This window comes from Nonomuraea diastatica (assembly GCF_004349015.1).
Taxonomy (GTDB): domain Bacteria; phylum Actinomycetota; class Actinomycetes; order Streptosporangiales; family Streptosporangiaceae; genus Nonomuraea; species Nonomuraea diastatica.
Map to the genome: position 1 here is coordinate 1 of NZ_SMKP01000147.1, position 20045 is coordinate 20045.

General features: G+C 70.8%; 19 protein-coding genes. 7 read left to right on the plus strand and 12 right to left on the minus strand.

The features are described from left to right. The coding region (locus tag E1294_RS37495) for a dihydrodipicolinate synthase family protein (protein ID WP_132515725.1) at positions 1-577 on the plus strand (577 nt) is incomplete at its 5' end. A 61-nt stretch (positions 578-638) separates the two neighbouring features. Continuing rightward, positions 639-1100: a MarR family winged helix-turn-helix transcriptional regulator gene (locus tag E1294_RS37500; RefSeq protein ID WP_246083572.1), complete on the plus strand. Its 462-nt coding sequence runs from the start codon at positions 639-641 to the stop codon at positions 1098-1100. 31 nt (positions 1101-1131) lie between these two features. On the opposite strand, the gene E1294_RS37505 is transcribed toward E1294_RS37500, so the two are convergent. From E1294_RS37505 to E1294_RS37515, 3 genes are read right to left on the minus strand one after another with little or no spacing between them, the layout of a single operon-like run. Continuing rightward, positions 1132-5967 (minus strand): DNA repair ATPase, encoded by a 4836-nt coding sequence (locus tag E1294_RS37505; protein WP_132515726.1) that lies wholly within the window; start codon positions 5965-5967, stop codon positions 1132-1134. Positions 5968-5973: 6 nt separating this feature from the next. Next, on the minus strand, positions 5974-8070 hold the full coding sequence (locus E1294_RS37510; RefSeq protein ID WP_132515727.1) for an SPFH domain-containing protein: 2097 nt from the start codon (positions 8068-8070) through the stop codon (positions 5974-5976). Then, a complete protein-coding gene (locus tag E1294_RS37515) occupies positions 8070-8558 on the minus strand; it encodes a hypothetical protein (protein WP_246083573.1) in 489 nt (162 codons plus the stop codon). The genes E1294_RS37510 and E1294_RS37515 overlap by 1 nt, the downstream gene beginning before the upstream one ends. 196 nt (positions 8559-8754) lie before the next feature. Between E1294_RS37515 and E1294_RS37520 the strand changes: the two genes are divergently transcribed. Further along, positions 8755-9678, plus strand: a complete 924-nt coding sequence (locus tag E1294_RS37520; RefSeq protein ID WP_246083574.1) for an NADP-dependent oxidoreductase — start codon at positions 8755-8757, stop codon at positions 9676-9678. A 1-nt stretch (position 9679) separates the two neighbouring features. On the opposite strand, the gene E1294_RS37525 is transcribed toward E1294_RS37520, so the two are convergent. Genes E1294_RS37525 through E1294_RS37535 form a run of 3 tightly spaced genes read right to left on the minus strand, consistent with a single transcriptional unit; the run spans position 9680 to position 11882 of the window. Further along, positions 9680-10603 (minus strand): aminoglycoside phosphotransferase family protein, encoded by a 924-nt coding sequence (locus E1294_RS37525; protein WP_132515729.1) that lies wholly within the window; start codon positions 10601-10603, stop codon positions 9680-9682. A gap of 12 nt (positions 10604-10615) precedes the next feature. Next, the gene (locus E1294_RS37530; protein WP_132515730.1) at positions 10616-11494 is read right to left on the minus strand and encodes a 1,4-dihydroxy-2-naphthoyl-CoA synthase; all 879 of its coding nucleotides are present in this window, start codon (positions 11492-11494) and stop codon (positions 10616-10618) included. 55 nt (positions 11495-11549) lie between these two features. After that, on the minus strand, positions 11550-11882 hold the full coding sequence (locus E1294_RS37535; protein ID WP_043615149.1) for an ArsR/SmtB family transcription factor: 333 nt from the start codon (positions 11880-11882) through the stop codon (positions 11550-11552). Positions 11883-11968: 86 nt separating this feature from the next. Between E1294_RS37535 and E1294_RS37540 the strand changes: the two genes are divergently transcribed. Then, positions 11969-12133 carry a DUF3073 domain-containing protein gene (locus E1294_RS37540; RefSeq protein WP_132515731.1) on the plus strand — a complete coding sequence of 55 codons (165 nt, stop codon included), beginning with the start codon at positions 11969-11971 and terminating at the stop codon, positions 12131-12133. Here E1294_RS37540 and E1294_RS37545 read toward each other — a convergent pair. Next, the gene (locus tag E1294_RS37545; RefSeq protein ID WP_132515732.1) at positions 12096-13409 is read right to left on the minus strand and encodes a cytochrome P450; all 1314 of its coding nucleotides are present in this window, start codon (positions 13407-13409) and stop codon (positions 12096-12098) included. The two genes, E1294_RS37540 and E1294_RS37545, sit on opposite strands and share 38 nt — an antisense overlap. A gap of 32 nt (positions 13410-13441) precedes the next feature. On the opposite strand from E1294_RS37545, the gene E1294_RS37550 reads away from it, so the two are divergent. After that, positions 13442-14038, plus strand: a complete 597-nt coding sequence (locus E1294_RS37550) for a TetR/AcrR family transcriptional regulator (protein WP_165977680.1) — start codon at positions 13442-13444, stop codon at positions 14036-14038. A gap of 41 nt (positions 14039-14079) precedes the next feature. Here the strand turns inward: E1294_RS37550 and E1294_RS37555 are convergent, their stop codons facing one another. From E1294_RS37555 to E1294_RS37565, 3 genes are all read right to left on the minus strand, one after another. Next, positions 14080-15477, minus strand: coding sequence for an LCP family protein (locus tag E1294_RS37555; RefSeq protein ID WP_132515734.1), 1398 nt, complete (start codon positions 15475-15477; stop codon positions 14080-14082). A gap of 114 nt (positions 15478-15591) precedes the next feature. After that, positions 15592-16260, minus strand: coding sequence for a response regulator (locus E1294_RS37560; protein WP_132515735.1), 669 nt, complete (start codon positions 16258-16260; stop codon positions 15592-15594). Continuing rightward, the gene (locus E1294_RS37565; protein ID WP_132515736.1) at positions 16257-17396 is read right to left on the minus strand and encodes a sensor histidine kinase; all 1140 of its coding nucleotides are present in this window, start codon (positions 17394-17396) and stop codon (positions 16257-16259) included. Before E1294_RS37565 ends, E1294_RS37560 begins: the two co-directional genes overlap by 4 nt. A 245-nt stretch (positions 17397-17641) precedes the next feature. Between E1294_RS37565 and E1294_RS37570 the strand changes: the two genes are divergently transcribed. After that, positions 17642-18043, plus strand: a complete 402-nt coding sequence (locus E1294_RS37570; RefSeq protein ID WP_132515737.1) for a COX15/CtaA family protein — start codon at positions 17642-17644, stop codon at positions 18041-18043. A 202-nt stretch (positions 18044-18245) separates the two neighbouring features. Here E1294_RS37570 and E1294_RS56470 read toward each other — a convergent pair whose 3' ends face one another. Further along, positions 18246-18416 carry a hypothetical protein gene (locus tag E1294_RS56470; protein WP_246083576.1) on the minus strand — a complete coding sequence of 57 codons (171 nt, stop codon included), beginning with the start codon at positions 18414-18416 and terminating at the stop codon, positions 18246-18248. Between E1294_RS56470 and E1294_RS37575 the strand changes: the two genes are divergently transcribed. Beyond that, positions 18411-19502, plus strand: coding sequence for a multicopper oxidase family protein (locus tag E1294_RS37575; protein WP_246083575.1), 1092 nt, complete (start codon positions 18411-18413; stop codon positions 19500-19502). The two genes, E1294_RS56470 and E1294_RS37575, sit on opposite strands and share 6 nt — an antisense overlap. Before the next feature lie 61 nt (positions 19503-19563). Here the strand turns inward: E1294_RS37575 and E1294_RS37580 are convergent, their stop codons facing one another. After that, a complete protein-coding gene (locus E1294_RS37580) occupies positions 19564-20034 on the minus strand; it encodes an MSMEG_6728 family protein (RefSeq protein WP_132515738.1) in 471 nt (156 codons plus the stop codon). Positions 20035-20045: the final 11 nt, after the last annotated feature.

The following is a 20045-nucleotide window of genomic DNA, read 5'->3' on the forward strand; positions in this document are numbered from 1 at the left end:
GCTGGTGACCGTGCCGTACTTCCTGCGGCCGGGGGAGCGGGGCGTGGCAGCGCACTTCGAGGCGCTGGCGGAGGAGACGCCGGTGCCGCTGGTGATCTACCACATCCCCTACAGGACCGGTCAGGCGGTCGGGGCCGACACGCTGCGCCGCCTGGGCGCTCATCCGATGATCGTCGGCGTGAAATACGCGGCGGGCATCGACCAGGATGCCGTGGCGCTGCTAGGGGACCCGCCCGCCGGGTTCGAGGTGCTCGGTGGCGACGACGCGTTCATCTCGCCGCTGCTGGCGTTGGGCGCGGCCGGCGGGATCCTGGCCTCCGCGCACCTGGAGACCGCGAGCTTCGCCGAGCTGGCCGACGCCTGGCACGCCGGGGACGGCACCCGGGCCAGGACGCTCGGGCACCGGCTGGCCCGGCTCTCGGCGGCGCTCTTCACCGAGCCCAACCCCACCGTGCTCAAGGGCGTGCTGCACGCCCAGGGCACGATACCCACCCCGGACGTGCGGTTGCCGCTCGTGCCCGCGAGCGCCGGCGCGGTGTCACAGGCTCGGCTCGTAGCGGCACATCCAGGCACATGACTCCTGGTTCCTGATACCGTTTCGTTCGGCCGAACGAAACATAGGCAGGAAGAAGGTCCCCGTGTCCGGAGAGCGACGAAAGGGCTTGCTGGAGGCGCTCACCGCTGCGGGGAGGGAGAGCAGCACCGCCGCCGTGATGCACCACAGCGCGATGGGCGAGCGGCTGGGCCTCGGCATGACCGAGGAGAAGGCCCTCGACCTGCTGCGACGCCTAGGTCCGCTGACGGCGGGGGAGCTCGCCCAGCACACAAGGCTGGCGCCGGCGACGATCAGCGGGTTGATCGACCGGCTGGAGTCCAGGTGGCTGGTGCGGCGGGTGCGCGACACCAAGGACCGGCGCCGGGTCATCGTCGAGATCAACCCCGAGCAGCCGGCCGGGTTCGGGGAGCTGCTCCAGCCGTTCGCGGCGACGATGGCGCACCTGTACGAGCGCTACACCGACGACGAGCTGGCGTTGATCCTCGACTACCTGCACCGGTCCACGGCCCTGCGACGCGAGGCGACGGAGGCGCTCATCGGATGACCCGGCGCGGCTCCACCCGCGCGGTCGCGAATCAGCGCTCGGACCCCCTGATGGCCGTGCCGACGTCGCCGACGCGGTCGGCCAGCAGCCCGATCGCGCCGACGGCCCTGGTCATCGGGTCGTCCTCGGCTCCTCCGAGCGCCTTGGCCCTGAGGTGGGCCGCCTTGATCGCCGCCCACCGTTCGGCCTGGGCGGGGGTCAGACGGCCACGGAGCTCGGCCAGCTTGAGCAGGTTGGCCTCGGCGTCCGAGGTCAGGGTCTGGGCCTCGCCCAGATAGTGGTCGTCGATCAGCGCTTCGAGCTCGTCGTCGTTCATCGCGGGCACGATGCGCTCGGCCAGCTTGTTCATGTTCCGGTACGACCCCTGCAGCCGGTACGGCGGCTCGGTGCGGGCGGCGTCGGACTGGGCGGCCGAGGCGATGTAGGCCCGGTTGTTGGCCAGGACCACCTCCTGCACCCGCACCAGCTTGGACAGCACGCTGAGGATCTGGTCGAGCTCCGGCTTGGTGTACGGGTGGCCGAGCTGGTCGGGCCGTACCGTCGTGTCGCCCTTGGCCAGCCGCACCAGCAGCTCCACGTCCGCACGGTCGCGGCCGGCGAGCGGCGCGAGCACGGGGTTGGAGGTGAGGGCGTTGTCGACGTAGCTGAGCGCGAACAGGTGGTCCTTGCCGGACAGCACGTCGCCCAGGTTCCACACGTCGGCCCGGTTGGCCAGCATGTCGGGGATGCGGAACCGCTGGCCCGACTCGGTGTACGGGTTGCCCGCCATGCACACCGCGAACCGCTTGCCGCGCAGGTCGTACGTGCGGGTGCGGCCGTTCCACACGCCCTCGATGCGGCGCTGGGCGTCGCAGAGCGAGATGAACTTCTGCAGCAGCTCCGGCGAGGTGTGCTGGATGTCGTCCAGGTAGAGCAGCGTGTTGTTGCCGGTCTCCAGCGCGAACGAGATCTTCTCCACCTCCTGCCTGGCCGTGGCGTCGGGCGCGTCGGCCGGGTCGAGCGAGGTGACGTCGTGGCCCAGCGCCGGGCCGTTGACCTTGACGAACACCAGGCCGAGACGGCTGGCGACGTACTCCATGAGGGTCGTCTTGCCGTAGCCAGGCGGCGAGATGAGCAGCAGCAGGCCCATCTGGTCGGTGCGTTTGCCCGCGCCGGTCGCGCCGAGCTGCTTGGCCAGGTTGTCGCCGATCAGCGGCAGGTACACCTCGTCCAGCAGGCGGTTGCGGACGAACGCGCTCATGACCTTGGGGCGGTACTCGTCCAGGCGCAGCCGCCGCCGTTCGGCCTCGACCAGCTCGCTCCTGCGGCGCTGGAAGGCGCGGTAGGCGGGCACCCGCTCCTGCCGGAACCGGCGCGCCCTGGTGAGCAGCTCGTCGAGCCTGATCTCCAGCTTGCGGCCGGCGACGCGGGGGTGGGATCCCAGCAGCCCGTCCACGGTCTCGGTCGTGGCGGCGCTCGAGTCGTGGCGGGGCAGGTCGCACAGCTGCACGGCGATGGCCTCGGTGACCTCGGGACCCTCGCGGAAGGCGGACAGCCACGCCTGCGCCAGCTGGAGACGTTCGGGCAGGGCGACCGCCCCGAGGTCGTCCTCGAACTCGCGCACCTTGACCGGGCCCAGCTCGTGGCGGAACGCGTCGAGCAGGTCACGCGCGCCCTTGCTGGTCACGAACCCGGCCGGGCCGCTGCCCAGCTCCTCGACCAGGTATTCACCGGCCAGGCCCGCGTCCGGCGCGGCGCCCGTACGCAGGCCGGCCATGAACTCCGCGATCGCGGCGCCCAGCTCGGCGGCCAGCGCGCCCAGGGCGGAGGTGTCGCCGAAGACCGTGCGCGCCCGCACCAGCGACAGCGCCCGGGTCGTCGATGTTTTACGTGAAACCTCGTCCAGCCCGAACGCCCAGAACAGCTGGGCGGCCGCGCGGACCTCGGCCGGATAGCGCAGCAGCCCGGCTCCCTCGCGCAGCCGTACGAGCGCGTCCAGGATGATCGTGGCGTCGTGGTCGTGCACGCCTCGTTCGTAGCCCTCGTCGTAACGCGACTCGGCCGCCTGCCGGACCAGGTCGGCCAGCGGCGCGCCGGGCGTGACCGAGTCGAGCAGCGAGGCGGCCAGGTGCTCGGCTCGGTAGACGTCGGGCGTCTCCGAGACCAGCAACTGGTCCCAGAAGGGCCGGGTGTCGGCGAACGACTCGGGCACGGGCGCGCGGTAGTCGGTGCCGGTGATCGCGAAGTACATGGAGGTGCGGTCGTCGTCGCGCTCCACGTGCGGCACCAGCGTCAGGTCGATCGGCTGGGTGTTGACGGCGAAACGGTGGTGGCCGAGGCGCAGGGTCTCGCCGCCGTCCGCGAACAGGTCCAGGCGGTCCCGCAGGGAACGCGCGGCCTCCTGCTGCGCCGACTTGACCCGCCCGTCCAGCTCCTCCGCGCGTACGGCGTCCCCGAGCGCGCGCAGCTCGTCGGCGACCGAGCGGATCTTGGCCACCATCGGGTCGGTCGCGAAGTAGGTGTTCACCTCGTCGAGCGACGACAGCGAGCCGAGGCGGCGGGTGACGCTGGCGAGGACCCGCTCGGCGGAGGCGAAGATGCGGTCGGCGCGCCGGGCCAGCTCGTCGAGCTGCGTCTGCTTGCGGGACGAGAACGCCTCATAGACGTCGTCCCGCTTGGCCGACAGCTGCGCGGCGAAGTCGTCGAACTCGCCGAAGCGCGACTCCAGGTTCTCCAACTGGAGCATCAGCCGGCCGAGCTGCTCGTCGCACTTCGCGGGGCTGTCGGCGATCGCCAGCGCGCCCGTGATGGCCTGCCCCAGCAGGGCGAACTCGGCGGCGAACGCGGCCCGCCCCTCGGCCCCCAGCAGCTCGCGGCGGCGACCGTCCAGCACGGCCCTGGCGCGGTTGACGCCGCCGAGGACCTCGGCGATGCGGCCCAGGATGAAGGTGCGCACGGTGGCGTCGGCGATCTCCAGCGAGCCGACGACCTCCGTCACCACCTCCAGCCCCTCAGACTGCTCGGCCAGCCGGTCGGCGACGGGCTCGGCCTCGGCGGCCGTGGTGATCGCGGCGGCTTCCGCGGCCAGCCGCTCGACGGCGGCGTGGTAGGCGGTGAACGCATCCGCGCCCTCCAGGAACGTGACCGCCCGCCGGCCCACCGAGCCCAGCTCCTCCGTCACCGACGCGGCCAGCGCGTCGAGCGCGGCCAGGTCGATGTAGCGGACCTCGCGCAGCGTCACCAGGTGGCCCTGGGCCCTGCGCAGCGTGGCCAGCAGCGTCACCCAGGCGTCGGCGGTGACCGGGTCGTCGGCCTGGGCGCTGCGGAGCAGGCGGGTCGTCTCCTCCGTCGCCGTGGCGAGCGTCCGCTCGGCCTGCCTGGTGAGCTGCTCGACGTTCTCGTACTCGTCGAGCACCTGCTCGGCGGTGGCGCGTACGTCGGAGAGCGGGCCGCGCAGGCCGTGGTCGCCGAGCCAGTGGTAGGAGTCGAACGCCCGCGTGCACGCGGCGATCAGCCCCTCGAACGTCCCCGCGGACGGCGCCATCTCCTCGACCATGCGCGACACCGACAGGCAGTCGGAGATGCCGCGCACCAGCTCGGCGTTGCCGATGCGCTCCAGCGGGCCGGTGCCGGCGGGCTGGGTGGCGGCGAAGGTGTCGGAGACGTAGGGGGTCTGCCAGACCTGCATCGGGTGGACCCGGGTCGGCTCCTCGGAGGTGGCGCGGAAGACCACCATCGTGCCGTCCTCGAACAACGAATATCCGTGGCAGACGATGGGCGTGGCCACCTCCTTCCTGATCACGTTGTACGGCAGCAACAGCGAGCGCCCGTCGCCTTTGGCGTGGAAGACGTACAGGACGTCCTCGCCGTTGGGGGAGCGGACCACCCGCTCGAACTCCAGGTCGGTGACGTCCGTGTCGAACGTCTTGCTGACCCCGGTCGCCAGGTAGTAGCCGCCGGGGAAGATCAGCCCCTGGTCCTCGGGCAGCCGCTGGCAGGCCTGCCCGATGCCGTCGAGCCGCACGACGGACCTGGTGCGCACGTTGAAGACCAGGTGCCGCCAGTCGGTCTCCTTGTACGGCTTGATCCGCATGAGGATGAGCGGCCCGACGCGGGCGTACTCGACGTCGGCGTCGGCGAGGCTCTGCAGGGGTTCGGTGACCGGCTCGGAGTAGACGCCCGCGCCGGTCTCCGTGTTGTCCTCGATCTTGATGGTGAGGTCGCCGCCGACGGTCTCGACGAACACCTCGCCCTCGATGGAGATGTGCGGGTGGCGGCCGAGCACGTGGTCGTCGCGGGTGGTGGGCGTCCACTCGAAGTCGTGGGACGGGGGGAAGACGTGGTCACGCTCACCCCTGTTATCCAGATATTTCGTGACTCCGCTGGTGTTGACCGCCCAGCGGAGCACCCGCAGATCCGCGGGACCCGTCTGGAAAACCGCCAGCAGCTTGCCCTCCACCCGCCTGAGCTGCTGCAGCCGCGTCCCCTTGTAGTAGCGGTACAGCTCGGCGAAGGCCTTCCTGAACGCCGGGTCCTCCAGCGCCTCCAGCTTGTCGGCGTCGAACCGGAAGGCGTCGCCGTCCCTGGAGAACCGGTGCACCGCGAACACGTCGGTCACCGTCGTCTCCGGCTTGAGCCCGATGAAGACGTTGTAGCCGAACAACATCACGTCGCCCAGGGAGACGATGTCCCTGGGGACGCAGTTGTTCTCCGTGCGGATCCGCTCGGTGCCCAGCAGGCGCAGCTCCGCGCCGCCGAACACGCGCAGCCGCTCCTGGTTGACCGCCTCGGCCGCCGCCGCGAGGGCCTTGGCTTGGGCCTGGAGCCGGTTCCTGAGGACTTCGTACGTCCCCGCCTCCAGCTCAGGCCCGGCTTCGAGCGTTGTCACAGACGGTCAGCCCCTAGCCCCGGCGAGCGCGGCCACCGGCGAGTCGGCCACCCCCAGCCGGCGGGCCGTCTCCAGCAACTCGCCGAGCGCCGACGACTGCGGGCCGCCGTTGTTGATGAGCTGCATGAGCAGGGCGGACACGGTCAGGTTCTTCAGGTCCTCGGTACGCACGCCGCTCACCACGTCGGCGAGGTCTGCCGCCAGGCTGGCCGTCCCGTTGACGTACGGCTTGGCCAGGGCGCCCGCGACATCGGAGTGCCCCACGAACCCGTCGACCGCCTTGCCCGCGGCGATCGAGCCGACCACCTTGTCGAAGAACATCGTGTCGCCGCCGACGATGTCGATGTTCGCCTTGGCCAGCCCGGCGGCCAGGACGCTCGCCTGCGACTCGGCCACGCGCCGCGACACGTCGATGTGCTTGAGACGGATCTCCTTGTCGGCCTCCAGGCGCAGGCGGTACTCCTCGTGCTCCCTGCTGGACTCGTCCAGCGCGGCCATCGCGGCCGCCTTCTCGGTGAGACCCTCGGCCTCGGCCTTGAGCTTCTCGCCGACCGCGGCGGCGGTGGCGAACGCCATCGCCTGCTCGCCCTCGGCCTGCGCCTTGAGCCGGTCGCCCTCGACCAGCGCCATGGCCCTGGCGCCGTCGGCCTCGGCGGCCAGCTTCTCCTTCAGCGCCAGTGCCTCGGCGCGGCCGACCTTCTCGATGGCGTCCGCGTCGCGCTCCTTGACCTGGATCTGCGCCAGGCCCTCCGCTGCGGACTCGGCCTGGACTCCCTCGGCCAGCCGGATCTTGGCCCGCGCGTCCAGGTCGGCGGCCTGCTGCCTGGCCTCGGCGAGCACGAGCTCCTCGCGGGCCTTGAACTTGCTGGCGGCTTCCGCGGCTTCGGCGGCCTTGATGTCCTTGACCAGGTTCTCCTGCGCCTCGGCCTCGGCGGCGATGATCACCTGCTGGCGGGTGCGCTCGGCCTCCTCGACCACGCGCAGCCGCTTGATGTTCTCCTCCTGCTCGGCCACGGTCTTGTCGACCGCGATGCGCTCGCGGATGACCTCGGCGATCGACCGCTTCTCGGTCTCGACCTCCTTGTCCTTCGCGATGCGCGACAGCTCGGTCTCCCGCTCGCGGGAGATGACCTCCAGCAGGCGGTCCTTCTCGATCCGCTCGGACTCGATGGCGATCACGCGCTCGCGGTTCTTCTCGGCGACCGCGATCTCGCGGTGCTGGTTCTCCCGCTGCACGCCGATCTGCTCGTCGGTCTTGATGCCGGCGGTCTGGGCGCGCAGCCGCTCCTCGGCCTGCACGCGAGCGATCTCCGCGTCCTCGCGGGCCTTGACGGTCTCGATCTCGCGGCGCTGCTTGAGCTCGGCGTCGGCCTGGCGGCGCTCCAGTTCGAGGATGGCCTCGCGGGCGTCCACGTTCTGGCGGGTGATCTCCTTCTCCTCGTTGCGCCGGAACTCGTTCGTCCGGACGTGCTCGATCGCCGTCAGCTCGGTGATCTTGCGGATGCCCTGCGCGTCGAGGATGTTGCTCTTGTCGAGCTGGGCCAGGGAGGTCTGCTCCAGGTAGTCGATGGCGGCGTCTTCGAGGCTGTAGCCGTTGAGGTCGGTGCCGATGAGCCGGATGATCTCGTCGCGGAACTCGTCGCGCTTGGTGTAGAGGTCGACGAAGTCCAGGTGCTTGCCGGCCGTCTTCAGCGCCTCGGAGAACTTCGCGTTGAACAGCTCCTGCAGCGTCTGCTCGTCGCTGGCCCTGGCCGTGCCGATGGCCTGGGCGACCTTGATGACGTCTTCCGTGGTCTTGTTCACGCGCACGAAGAACGTGATCTTGATGTCGGCCCTGATGTTGTCGCGGCAGATCAGGCCCTCGCGGCCGGTGCGATGGATCTCGATCGTCTTTACCGAGATGTCCATGACCTCGGCTTTGTGGACGACGGGCAGGACGATCTTGCCGGTGAACGTCACGTCGACCTTGTTGATCTTCGACACGATCAGTGCCTTGCCCTGTTCGACCTTACGGAAAAGGCGGCCGACGAGGACGAGGAGCCCGATGACAATGATCGCGATTACCGCTATGAGTATGCCGAGGCCGGTAGAGATGACGTCCATCAATGCTCGCTTTCGTACGGCATGACCCAGAAGAATTCGCCGTCTTTGTCGTAGTCGAAGATGAGTGCGGTGGCGCCGCGGTCCAGGCGGTCACGCTCGGTCGTGCGCACCTGCACGATCGCGGACGAGCCGTCCGCGGCGCTGACCTCGGCCTGGCCGAAGTCGGAGGTGGCCTCGCCGGTGCGGATCACGCACATCTGGCCGATGAAGTCGGCGCGCGAGGACCGATCCCCTTCGCGGAAGAGCGGCCGCAGCGGAAGCAGCAGGCCACGGGCTGCCAGCCAGCCGCCGGCCACGGCGACGATCGGCACGGCGACAAGCAGGTCGCCGCTCACCACCTGGCTGCCGACCAGGCACAACATCCATGCCACCGCGATCAGCGCCGAGAGCGTGATCCCTGCGGGTACTCCCCCGAGTCCCAGCCAGGCGGCGTCGTCATCCACCTCGAACAGGCCGGTGATGACGGCCAGCCAATAACCCACGACCACGATGAGAAGGCTGCTGAAAATGACAGTCGGAAGGCTGAATGCGGTGTCTGCGAACTCGGTCATCCCACCTCGGTGTGCCCCGTCCCCGTATGTGTCCTGTCGGACTATATCTAGATAAAGACTGAGTAAAGGGAAAAGTTCCCATAACAGTACGCGACTTGACCTCAAGCTCGGTTGAGGTAGCACGCTCTGTCCCATGACTGACGTGATGAGAGCGGCGGCCTTCGCCGAGCCCGGCGGCCCTGACGTGCTGAAGGTGATGGAGCTGCCCGTGCCCCAGGCGGGCCAGGGAGAGGTACGCGTGCGGGTGCGAGCGGCCGGGGTTCAGCCCTTCGACGCGGCCGTCCGGGCCGGGTGGCTTCCTCCGTACATGTCGGGCGTCGACTACCCGCGCATCCCCGGCAACGAGTTCGCCGGCGTGGTGGACCAGGTGGGACCCGGCGTGACCGGGGTGGCCCCGGGCGACGAGGTGCTCGGGTTCTCGCGGTTGCACGCCTACGCCGAGTACATCGTCGTGCCCGCTGCGGACGTGGCCGCCAAGCCCGCGAAAGTGCCCTGGGAGGTGGCCGGAGGGATGACCTCGGGCGTGCAGACCGCCGAACTGGCCCTCGACGGCCTGCGCGTCGCGGCGGGCGAGACGCTGCTCGTGCACGGCGCGGCCGGATCGGTGGGCACCGCGGCCGTGCAGATCGCCAGGAGGCGCGGGGCCACCGTGATCGGCACCGCCCGCGAGGTCAACCACGACCACCTGCGCGACCTCGGCGCCATTCCCGTCACCTACGGGGACGGGCTGGCCGGCCGGGTGCGCGCGCTCGCCCCCGGCGGGATCGACGCGTCCCTGGACGGGGCAGGAGGTCACGCGCTGGAGGTGTCGATCCAGCTGGTCGAAGACCGCACCCGCATCGTCACGCTGGTCGAGCACGGCAAGGCCGCCGAGCTGGGCGTCCAGGTCGTCCAGGGGGAGCGCACGGCGGAACGGCTCGGGCGCTACGCCGCGCTGTACGCCGCGGGCGCGTTCGTGTTCCCGGTGCGGCGGGCGTACCGGCTGGAGGAGGCGGCGGACGCGCACCGGGAGATCGAGACCGGCCACGGCCGCGGGAAGATCGTGCTGACCCTGTGAGTCACTGCCGGTGTCGTACGGCCTCGGCCACCGCGAGCTGGATGTGCATCCACTCGCTCTCGGCATGGGTGCCGTCCTCGACCTCCCAGAGGAAGTTCTGCAGCACCCGGCCCAGCGTCCAGCCCGCCGCCCGCTGGGGGTCGAGCCCGAGCCGGTCGACCATCAGGTCGAACCGCCTGAGCACCGCCCGCGTCACGTCACCCGACGCGACCACGTCGTCCCACCGGTTGTCGAGGGCGGGCATCAGGTCGAACCCCGGGTCGCCGGCCAGCGGCTTGGGGTCGATGCTGAGCCACGGCTCCCGCCCGGCCGCCAGCACGTTGTCGTAGTGCAGGTCCCAGTGCAGCAGCCGGTCGCCGGGCTCGTGGACGAGCTCGGCGACCGCCGAGGCGCACCACGTCATCCAGTGGCGGTGGTGCTCATCCGTCAGCCGCGTGAGCGCCTCGGGCACGTCGTCGAGCATGGCCTGCGCGATGTCGCCCAGCCGGCGCATCCCCGCGGGGGCGGGATGGGCCACCAGGCGGGCCAGCAGCTCGGTGAGGATGCCCATGGCCTCCATGTCGTCGCGCACGCTGGACAACGACCGGCCGGCCTCGAGCCGTTCGAGCAGCATGGTGCCGGTCGCCGGGTCCGATTCGAGCAACAACACCGACGCGTCACCCGCCCACGCGGCCAGCCCCATGGCCTCACTGGCGTTCTCGTCGGTGACGGGCTGCAGCTTGAGCGCCGCCTCGGTGCCGTCGTCGCGGACGACGGGCAACACGAGCGACACCACCCCGTGGCGGGGCTCGCCGTCGAGCCGCAGCCCCCACTTCTCCAGGTAACGCTCGGCGAGCGCGGGCAGCCCGGCCGACCAGGCACGCCCGGCCTCTCCGTCCCACTTCACGTGGGACGCGGTCAGCGCCTCCGGCACCGTGATCCTCATAGGCGGAACGCCTCAGTAGTGCCAGGGGAACGGCGACCAGTCGGGCTCGCGCTTCTGCAGGAACGAGTCGCGCCCCTCGGCCGCCTCGTCCGTCATGTAGGCCAGCCGTGTGGCCTCGCCCGCGAACACCTGCTGCCCCACCATGCCGTCGTCGATCGCGTTGAAGGCGAACTTGAGCATCCGCTGCGCCGTCGGCGACTTGCCGTTGATCTTCCGGCCCCACTCCAGGGCCGTGGCCTCCAGCTCGTCGTGCGGGACCACGGCGTTGACCATGCCCATGCGGTGGGCGTCGGCCGCGGAGTAGGTGTCGCCGAGGAAGAAGATCTCGCGGGCGAACTTCTGTCCGACCTGCCGCGCCAGGTAGGCCGAGCCGAAACCGCCGTCGAAGCTGGCCACGTCGGCGTCGGTCTGCTTGAACCGGGCGTGCTCCGCGCTGGCCAGTGTGAGATCAGCCACAACGTGCAGGCTGTGGCCGCCGCCCGCGGCCCAGCCGGGCACCACGCAGATCACGACCTTGGGCATGAAGCGGATCAGCCGCTGCACCTCAAGGATGTGCAGGCGCCCGGTGGCCGGCGTGCCGTCGGCGTACTGGTAGCCGTCCTTGCCCCTGATGCGCTGGTCGCCGCCCGAGCAGAAGGCCCAGCCGCCGTCCTTGGGCGACGGGCCGTTGCCGGTGAGCAGCACGCAGCCGACGTCGGTGGTCTGCCGGGCGTGATCGAGCGCGCGGTAGAGCTCGTCGACCGTCTGCGGGCGGAAGGCGTTGCGCACGTCTGGCCGGTCGAACGCGATGCGCACGGTGCCCTGGTCGACGGCTCGGTGGTAGGTGATGTCGGTGAACTCGAATCCCTCGACCGCCTGCCACGCCTTGGGATCGAACAGCTCGGAGACCATGCCCGAAGCCTAACGGATCTGTCGTTTCCGCCCGCCTTGTCGATCCTGGGGCCGGCTAGGTGACCTCAGCTCTCAGCTCCGCGAGGAGCTCGCCCTGGTCGGCCAGCATGTCGGTGAGGATGCGCCGGGCGGCGCCGAGCAGGTCGGCGAGCTCTGGGGTGGCCAGGGTATAGACCACCGTGCTGCCTTCGCGGATGGCGCTCACGATCCCCGCCCGGCGCAGGACTGCGAGCTGTTGTGAGAGGCTCGAAGCCTCGATGTCGATCTGGGCCAGCAGGTCCCTGACGGGAAGTGGCCCTTCCTGGAGCAGCTCCAACACTCGGATGCGAGCGGGGTGGCCGAGCGTTCGGAAGAAGTCGGCCTTGGCCTGATAGACCTCCACGTGCATGTTGCCAGACTAATCGAGTTCAGTTGCATAATTCTTCAAGTCGTAACGTTGTTGGATAGCATGACAGCGGGGACGAGGGAGTAGCCATGGGCCGAGGAAGAGCCAAGGCGAAGCAGACGAAGGTCGCTCGCCAGCTGAAGTACACCAACCATCACATCGACTACGACCGGCTCCGCGAGGAGCTGGGCGCCGACCCGCGACGCGAGGACTCTCCTACTCCGTCCGAGCAGGAGTCCGAGCGCGGGCGATGACACGGGTCAGCCTCGCGGGCGCGAGCGTCACGTTCGCCAGCCGCCTGGCCTCCGGCGCCTGATCGGGCGCCGCGAGCTCCAGGCGGCGCAGCACCTCGCGGATGATGACGCGCATCTCCAGGAGCGCCAGCTGCGCTCCGACGCAGAAGCGCCGCCCGCCGCCGAAGGGCATCCAGCCCCTGTTCTGGTGCTCTGTCAGGAAACGTTCCGGGCGAAACGCCCCGGGCTCGGCGAAGGCGGCGGGGTCACGGTGTACGAGCGGGATGTACGGTCCTGCGTACCACCCGGCCGGGATCTCGTAGTCGCCCAGCCGCAGGGGTGAGTCGAGCAGCCGCGGCGCCTCATAGACGACGGGCCGGACGCGCAGCACCTCCTTGACCACCGCGTTGAGGTAGGGCTCGTCGTCCGGCAGGCGTTCCAGCACCTCGGGCATGCGCAGGATCCGCTCGAACGCCCAGGCCAGGCCGGTCGCGGTCGTCTCATGACCGGCGCTCAGCATGGTGATCAGCTCGTCGCGGATCTCCTGGTCGTCCAGCCCGGTGTCCAGCAGCCGCCCGAGCACGTCGGTGCCGCCGGAGGTGCCGCGCCGGCGGCGGATCTCGTCGAACAGGATCGTGTCCACAGCGGCGCGCAGCCGCAGGAACCGCGCGTACGGCGTGATCGGCACCCGTGCGGCGGGGCCGCGCAGCCGGTCGGGCAACATCGCCACCTGCATGGAGCCGCCGGTCTGGATCAGCGCGGGCAGCAGCGCCCGCAACCTGCCGACCCGCTCGGCGTCGCTGATCCCGAAGATCAGCCGGATGATGATCTCCAGCGTGATCTCCTGCATACGATCGCGCAACGCGAAGGGCCTGCCCAGCGGCCACGACGCGATCTTCTCCGCCGCGATCGCGGCGATGTCGTCGTGGTAGCCGGCGACCTGCTTGGCGCGGAGCGGCGGGTTGAGCGTCTTGCGGTGCCGCCACCACGGGTCACCGTCCAGCGTGAGCACGGAATGCTCGCCGACCAGATGCGCGAGGAAGTCGCGGCGCGCCGCGCCGGCGTGCCCGCCGCCCTGGTCGGTCCGGTAGACCTGCTCGGCCAGCTCCGCGGTGGTCACGTAGACCTCCGGGGGGAATCCGGCGTAGCGAACCGTGAAGATCGGGCCGTACCTGCGGTGATAGGCCTCGAACGCGCTCGGCGCCGCGGCCATGAAACGCGCGGTCTGCACCAGCGCGGGAACTCTCGGTCCCGGGGGTATCACTGTTCGTCCTCCAAGTAGATATACGTACGTCATATACGATCGTATATATGGTTACCATGGATCGCGTGGTGCGAACAGAGGCCGGTGGCTACCGGGAGAGACTGCTGGCGGGAGCTGTGAGCTGCCTGCAGGAGAAGGGCTACGCCCGCACGACCGCACGAGACCTGGTCGCCGCCTCCGGCACCAACCTGGCGTCCATCGGCTACCACTTCGGCGGCAAGGACGCGCTGCTCAACGAGGCCATCGCCGAGATCTTCGAGCAGTGGACGGAGCGGGTCGAGCGATCCATGTTCGGCGCCGAACTCGGCACCGGCAGGGAGATGCTCGAACGTGCCCTGAGGGAGCTGATCGACGTCTTCGAGGAGCTGGGGCCGCAGCTCGTGCTCCTCGTCGAGGGCTATCCCGCGGCGCTGCGCGCGCCCGTGTTGCGGGAGAAGCTGGCCCAGGCCTACGCTCGCGCCCGCGCCGCCGGCGTCGGCATGATGCGCAGGGCCGCCGACGAGCTCGGGGTCGAGCTGCCGATGAATCCCGAGGTGTTCGTGTCGGTGGTGGTGGCGATCGCCGACGGGCTGATGCTCCAGTGGCTGCTCGACCCGTCGGCCACCCCCGACGCCCGCCAGGTCGTCGACGCCCTCGCCGCGATTTCCGCGATCATCACCTAGTCCCCGCGCCGCCCGCGCCGATCTTCGCCTGTCTGCGGCGCTCAGGCGGCGCAGGAGTCGTGCGTCGCGTCGAAGCCTTTGATCGTCTCGTGGTCGTCGCCGCGCAGCGGCTTGACGCCCTTCCAGTCGTCGCCGATCACCAGCACCAGCCGGTTGGTCCTGGCCGCCGGCACGTTCTTGGGCGCGGCCGCCACGAGGTCGCGGGCGAGCGTGGGCACGCGGGTCTCGCCGTTCGGGCCGTAGAGGATCGTGGTCTTCGCCTGCGGCTTGCGGGACGTGTCACCGATCTTGGCGATGTGGTAGCCACGCTGCTCAAGGGAGGCGGCCACCTCCCGGGCCAGCCCGCTGCGCCAGGTGCCGTTGCGGAGCTCGATCTGCACCTTCGAGCGGGCCACCTTGGCCTGGCCGCCCCTGACGCCCTCGACGTTCTGGTCTCTGGCCACCACCTGGAACAACCTGTCGGCCTGGGGCTGCACCCACTCGACTCGGCCCGGCTGGGTGACGGAGTAGTGCCACGGGGTGGTGATGAAACGGATGCGCCCGGCGTCCAGCCCGCGCAGGCTCAGCGCGAGATCCTTCATGGCGGACGGGGTCAGGCCGCGGTCCGTCGTCACCGCGTTGGTGGCGGCGTCGAGGACGGCGAACAACCTCGCCGGGTCGGTCAGTGTCTCGCCGCTCATCACCTTCTTGACCATCGAGGCGATGAACATCTGCTGCCGCTGGATCCGCCCGATGTCGGAGCCGTCACCCATGCTGTAGCGGGCGCGCACGTAGCCGAGCGCCTGCTCGCCGTTGAGCGTCTGCCGGCCCGCGGGCAGGTGCAGCAGGGCCTTCTTGTCGCGTACGGGCTCGGGCAGGCAGACCTCCACGCCGCCGACGGCGTCGACCAGGCTCTTGAAGCCGGAGAAGTCGACCTTCACGAAGTGGTCGATGTGGATGTGGGTGAGCGCCTCGATCGTCTTCCAGGTGCAGCCGATGCCGCCGGAGTTGAACGACTCGTTGATCATGCCGAGGTGCGGCCGCTGCCCCGGCAGGCCGCCGGTGGCCCGGCAGGCGGGCAGGGGCACGAGCGAGTCGCGCGGGAAGCTGACGACCATCGCGTGGTCGCGCCGGGACGACACGTGGACCAGCATGATCGTGTCGGTGCGCTCACCCTCGACGCGGCCGTATTTCGCGTTGGCGCCGTCGCGTTGGTCTGAGCCGACGACCAGGACGTTGAGCGCGGTGCCGGCCATCTTGGCCGGCCGGGCGGTGCCGAGGTCGTCCGCGGTCACGTCGATGTGCTTGACGTTGCCGGTCAGCCTGGCCCAGACGCCCACGACCACGCCGACCACCAGCAGGACGACCGCCGCCGTGACGGCGATCGCCAGGTGCAGCCAGGGACGGCGCCGCCGGCGGTGCGATCGTTTGCTCCGGTGGGAGGGCGGCACATCGCTCACGTGACTCCAGAGGGACGGGGCCGAGGGCCGCCGCCCATGGCCAAGAGCCTCGCCGTTCAGATCTCGGCCGGTTGGAACGTGCCCGAGTGTACTCAGCCGAACACGCTCCGGGGCTCAGTCGGGAACGTTCCTCCTCGGGGTCACCAACCCCGACTCGTAGGCGAACACCACGAGCTGGGCGCGGTCGCGGGCGTGCAGCTTGGTCATCGCCCTGCTGACGTGCGTTTTGGCGGTGGTCGGGCTGATCACCATGTGGGCGGCGATCTCGTCGTTGGACAGGCCGCGGGCCACCAGTGCCGTCACCTCACGCTCGCGGTTGGTGAGCACGTCGAGGCCCTCCGGCCTCGGCTCGGGGCGGCGGGCGACGTACTCGCCGATCAGCCGGCGGGTGATGGCGGGGGACAGCAGGGCGTCGCCGCGGGCCGCCACCCTGACGCCCTGCAGCAGGTCGGCGGGCTCGGTGTCCTTGACCAGGAAACCGCCGGCGCCCGCCCTGAGCGCGTTGAAGACGTACTCGTCGAGGCCGTAGTTGGTGAGGATCACGACGTGGACGTCGCTCAGCCGCTCGTCGGAGGCGATCAGGTGGGTCGCCTCGATGCCGTCCATGACGGGCATCTGGATGTCGATGAGCGCCACGTCCGGCCGGTGCTCCAGGGCCAGTGCCACGGCCTGCCGGCCGTCGGCGGCCTCGGCCACCACCTCGATGTCGTCCTCCGCCTCCAGCAGGGCGCGGAAGCCGCCCCTGATGAGCGCCTGGTCGTCCACGAGCAGCACGCGGATCACGATGGTTCCCCCAGCGGTAGTTCTGCGCGTACGGTGAATCCGCCCTCGGGACGCGGCCCCGCCCGCAGCCGGCCGCCGAGCGCCGTGACGCGCTCGCGCATGCCGCGCAGCCCCACGCCGGGCGTGGGCGGCGTGTCGGGGTCGGCCGTGCCGTCGTCGTCCACCTGCACGACCAGCTCGCCGGCGCCGTAGTCGATGCGCACCGCCGCCGCGGCCCCGCCCGCGTGCCGTGAGACGTTCGTCAGCGCCTCCTGCACGATCCGGTACGCCGCCGTGTCGACCTCGCGGGGCAGCTCGTGCCGCTCGCCGGAGATCGTCACCGTGGTGGGCAGGCCGGTCGAGCGGGCCCGCTCCACCAGGTCGCCGAGCCGGTCGAGGCCGCTGGCCGCGGGCTCGTCGCCGGCGTCGCGCAGCACCTCCAGCGTGGCGCGCAGCTCGCGCATGGCGTCGCCGCCCGCCTCCTGGATGGCCAGCAGCGCCGCGGGCACCTCCTCGCCCCGTTTACGCGCCAGGTGGATGGCCACGCCCGCCTGCACCTTGATGATCGAGATGCTGTGGGTGAGCGAGTCGTGCAGCTCTCTGGCGATGCGCAGCCGCTCCTCGCTCGCGCGGCGGAGCGCGGCCTCCTCACGGGTCCGCTCGGCCTCGATGGCGCGCTCCTCCACCTGTTCGAGGTACGCCTGCCGGTGCCTGGCCACGGTCGCCGACACCCCGGCCGCCAGGAACCAGCCGAGCAGCAGCGTCGTGCCCTGGGTGATGGCCCGGGTGTCCTGCGGGGCGGCGGTGGCCAGGTTCGCCGCCAGGCTGACGCTCAGATAGACCACGCCGGCCAGCGCCGCGAGCAGCCGGTGGCCGGCTCTGACCGCGCCGAAGACCGACACGAGCACGGGGAAGGCGGCGGACGGCCCCGGATCGGCGTGCTCGGAGAAGACGAGCATGCAGACCGTGGTCAGGGGCAGCGCGACCAGCGGAGCCCGGCGCCAGGCGACCAGCGTCAGCGAGCCGGCCAGGACCGCGGCCAGTTCGAGCGTGCCCGTGCCGGGGGCGACCAGCACGGTGGGCGTCAGGATGGCGGCCACGGTCACGGCGAGCGCGCCGTCCATGGCGAGGGGGCGCCATCGGGACACAGAGCTCATTCCTGCACAGTAGGGCGTCGCCGCGGCCGATTCGTCGGCGCCTGGTCGCACTTCGGCGCTACTGCCGGCGAAGTAGTCACGGCGAACCTGCTTCGTGGGTCGTAGCCGCAGGAGTCTTCGCGGGCACGACGACCGATGACCAGGCCGGATACCACTATGTCGGTCATGAACCCGATCCGAGACACACCGGTGACCGACGCCGAGTCTCACAACACCGTCACACACGCACCCCGGGGAGATCGATCATGACTGCGTCCCGCGCCCTCGCCGACCCGCCCGCGCATGCCTCGGGATATCTGCGAACGCTCAGGGCCGTGGTGGTCGTGCACGTCGTCGCGCTGCTGTTCCAGGCGGTGACGGCGGGCATGCTGCTCTCCTCTCCCGGCGGCCGGGCGCTGCACGAGACGTCGGGGACGGTGCTGGCCGCCATCGGTCTCGTCCACCTCGTCGCGGCGATCCTCGTCTGGCGGCCGGGCGGCGGGCCCAGCGGCTTCATCGTCCCGGCCGCGTTGCTGCTGGCGTTCACGGTGGTCGCGGCGGTTCTCGGCATGATGCACGTGAAGACCGTCCACCTGCCGGTCGGGGTCCTGCTGTTCGGCGCCGGCGTGTTGCAGCTCACCAGGGTCATGCCGCGGCGAACGCCGTGAGACCCACCAGACGTACGGCGCTGCGGCTGCTCGGGCTCGGCGCGGTGGCGGGGGCGTCCGGGGCGTCCGGGTGCTCGCTGCTCGCCGGCACCCCGCAGCCGCAGCTTCTCACCAGCGCGGCGCCGCTGCCCCGGCCGTACGCGGTGCCGCTGCCGCTCCCGGAGGTCGCCGAGCCCGTCCGCGGTGCGGGCGGGACCGACTTCTACGAGCTGGCCGAGCGGGCGGCCGAGGTGGAGGTGCTGCCCGGGCTGCGCACCCCGATCCAGGGGTACGGGGGCACGTTCCCCGGCCCCACCATCCAGGCGCGCAGCGGCCGGCGTACGGCGGTGAAGCTGTCAACCAGCTCGGCGAGCCGACCGTCCTGCACCTGCATGGGGGGCACACGCCGGCCGAGTCGGACGGTTTCCCCACCGACCTGGTTGCCCCCGGTGCCTCCCGTGAGTACGTTTTCCCGCTGGAACAGCGGGCGGCCACCCTGTGGTACCACGACCACACCATGGACTACACCGGGCCGCGGGTGTGGCGCGGGCTGGCCGGGATGTTCCTGGTCAGGGACGCCGAGGAGGAGGCGTTGCCGCTGCCTTCCGGTGAGCGCGACGTGCCGCTGCTGATCTGCGACCGGTCGTTCGCCGCCGACGGCGCGATGCTCTATCCGGCGCTGGGCGGCCGGCCGGGAGTGCGGGAGGCGTACATGGGGGGTGTGCTCGGCGACGTCATCCTGGTGAACGGCGCGCCGTGGCCGGAGCTGCGGGTCGCGAACGCCCGCTACCGGTTGCGGTTGTGCAACGCCTCCAACGCCCGCGTGTACGAGCTGGCCACCGGCGGCCCGATGGTCCGGGTCGGCGGCGACGGTGGGTTGCTGGCCGTACCGCGCACGGTGGAGCGGCTCCGCCTGGCTCCCGGCGAGCGCGCGGACGTGGTGATCGACTTCTCCGCCTACCGGGTGGGGCAGCGGGTCGAGCTGCGCAACCTGGCGGGGGAGGGCGCCCAGGGCAGGGTGATGCGGTTCACGGTCGACCGGGCCGAGCGCGACGGCTCGGCCGTGCCGGCGCGGTTGTCCGCCGTCGAGCCGCTCGATCCCGGCCGGGCCAAGGTGACCAGGGATTTCGCGTTCACCAGCGGCAGCATGCACGGGGGTGTCGGCTGGCTGATCAACGGCAGGCCGTTCGACTCCGAGCGGATGGAGGCCAGGCCCAGGCTCGGCGACATCGAGGTCTGGCGGCTGACCAGCGATGTGGCGCACCCGGTGCACGTGCACCTCGACCACTTCCAGGTGTTGTCGGTCAACGGTGAGCGACCCTCGGGGCCGCCGGAGTGGAAGGACACCGTCGAGCTGCGCGACGCTCAGACCGTCGAGATCGTCACCCGCTTCACCGACTACCACGGCCGGTACGTCCTGCACTGCCACAACCTGGAGCACGAGGACATGGCCATGATGGCCGCCTTCGAAGTCGTGTGATCGCGCGGCTCATGTGGATGGATATCCGCCCCGAAGGTGACGGAACTCCGCCGTCGCGTGGTCAGGGCGGCAGGCGGTCCGAGCGCGGCCAGACGTAGTCGAGGTCGGCGGGCTCGTCGCCGAAGACGGGCCGGTAGAAGCCCGGGTCCTTGCGCAGGAGCGCGGAGCGGTGGCTGAGGTGCAGCGACGGGTCGCCCAGCCAGGGCGGCAGCTCGCCCGCCGCGCCGAGCTCGTCCTGCCCGCGTACGATCGTCGTGCCGCGCGACCGGGCCAGGTCGTCCATGATCGTGGCCGCGCAGGTGTCGGTCCGGCCGAGGGCGCACCAGCGCGCGCACATCTCCAGGCCATACCTGACGAGCGCCTCCTCGTATCCGGCCCACATCTTCACGACAGGGTGGTGGCGCCAGCCGTAGCCGGGGACGGTGAGGGCACGCAGGACCTGGAGCGCCTCCACCCGCTGCTTGCCGAGCCGGAGCGGGTCGAGGACCGCCGCCGTTGCGGCGAAGTTCGGATAGGGCAGGAATGTTTGCATCTATACCCCCG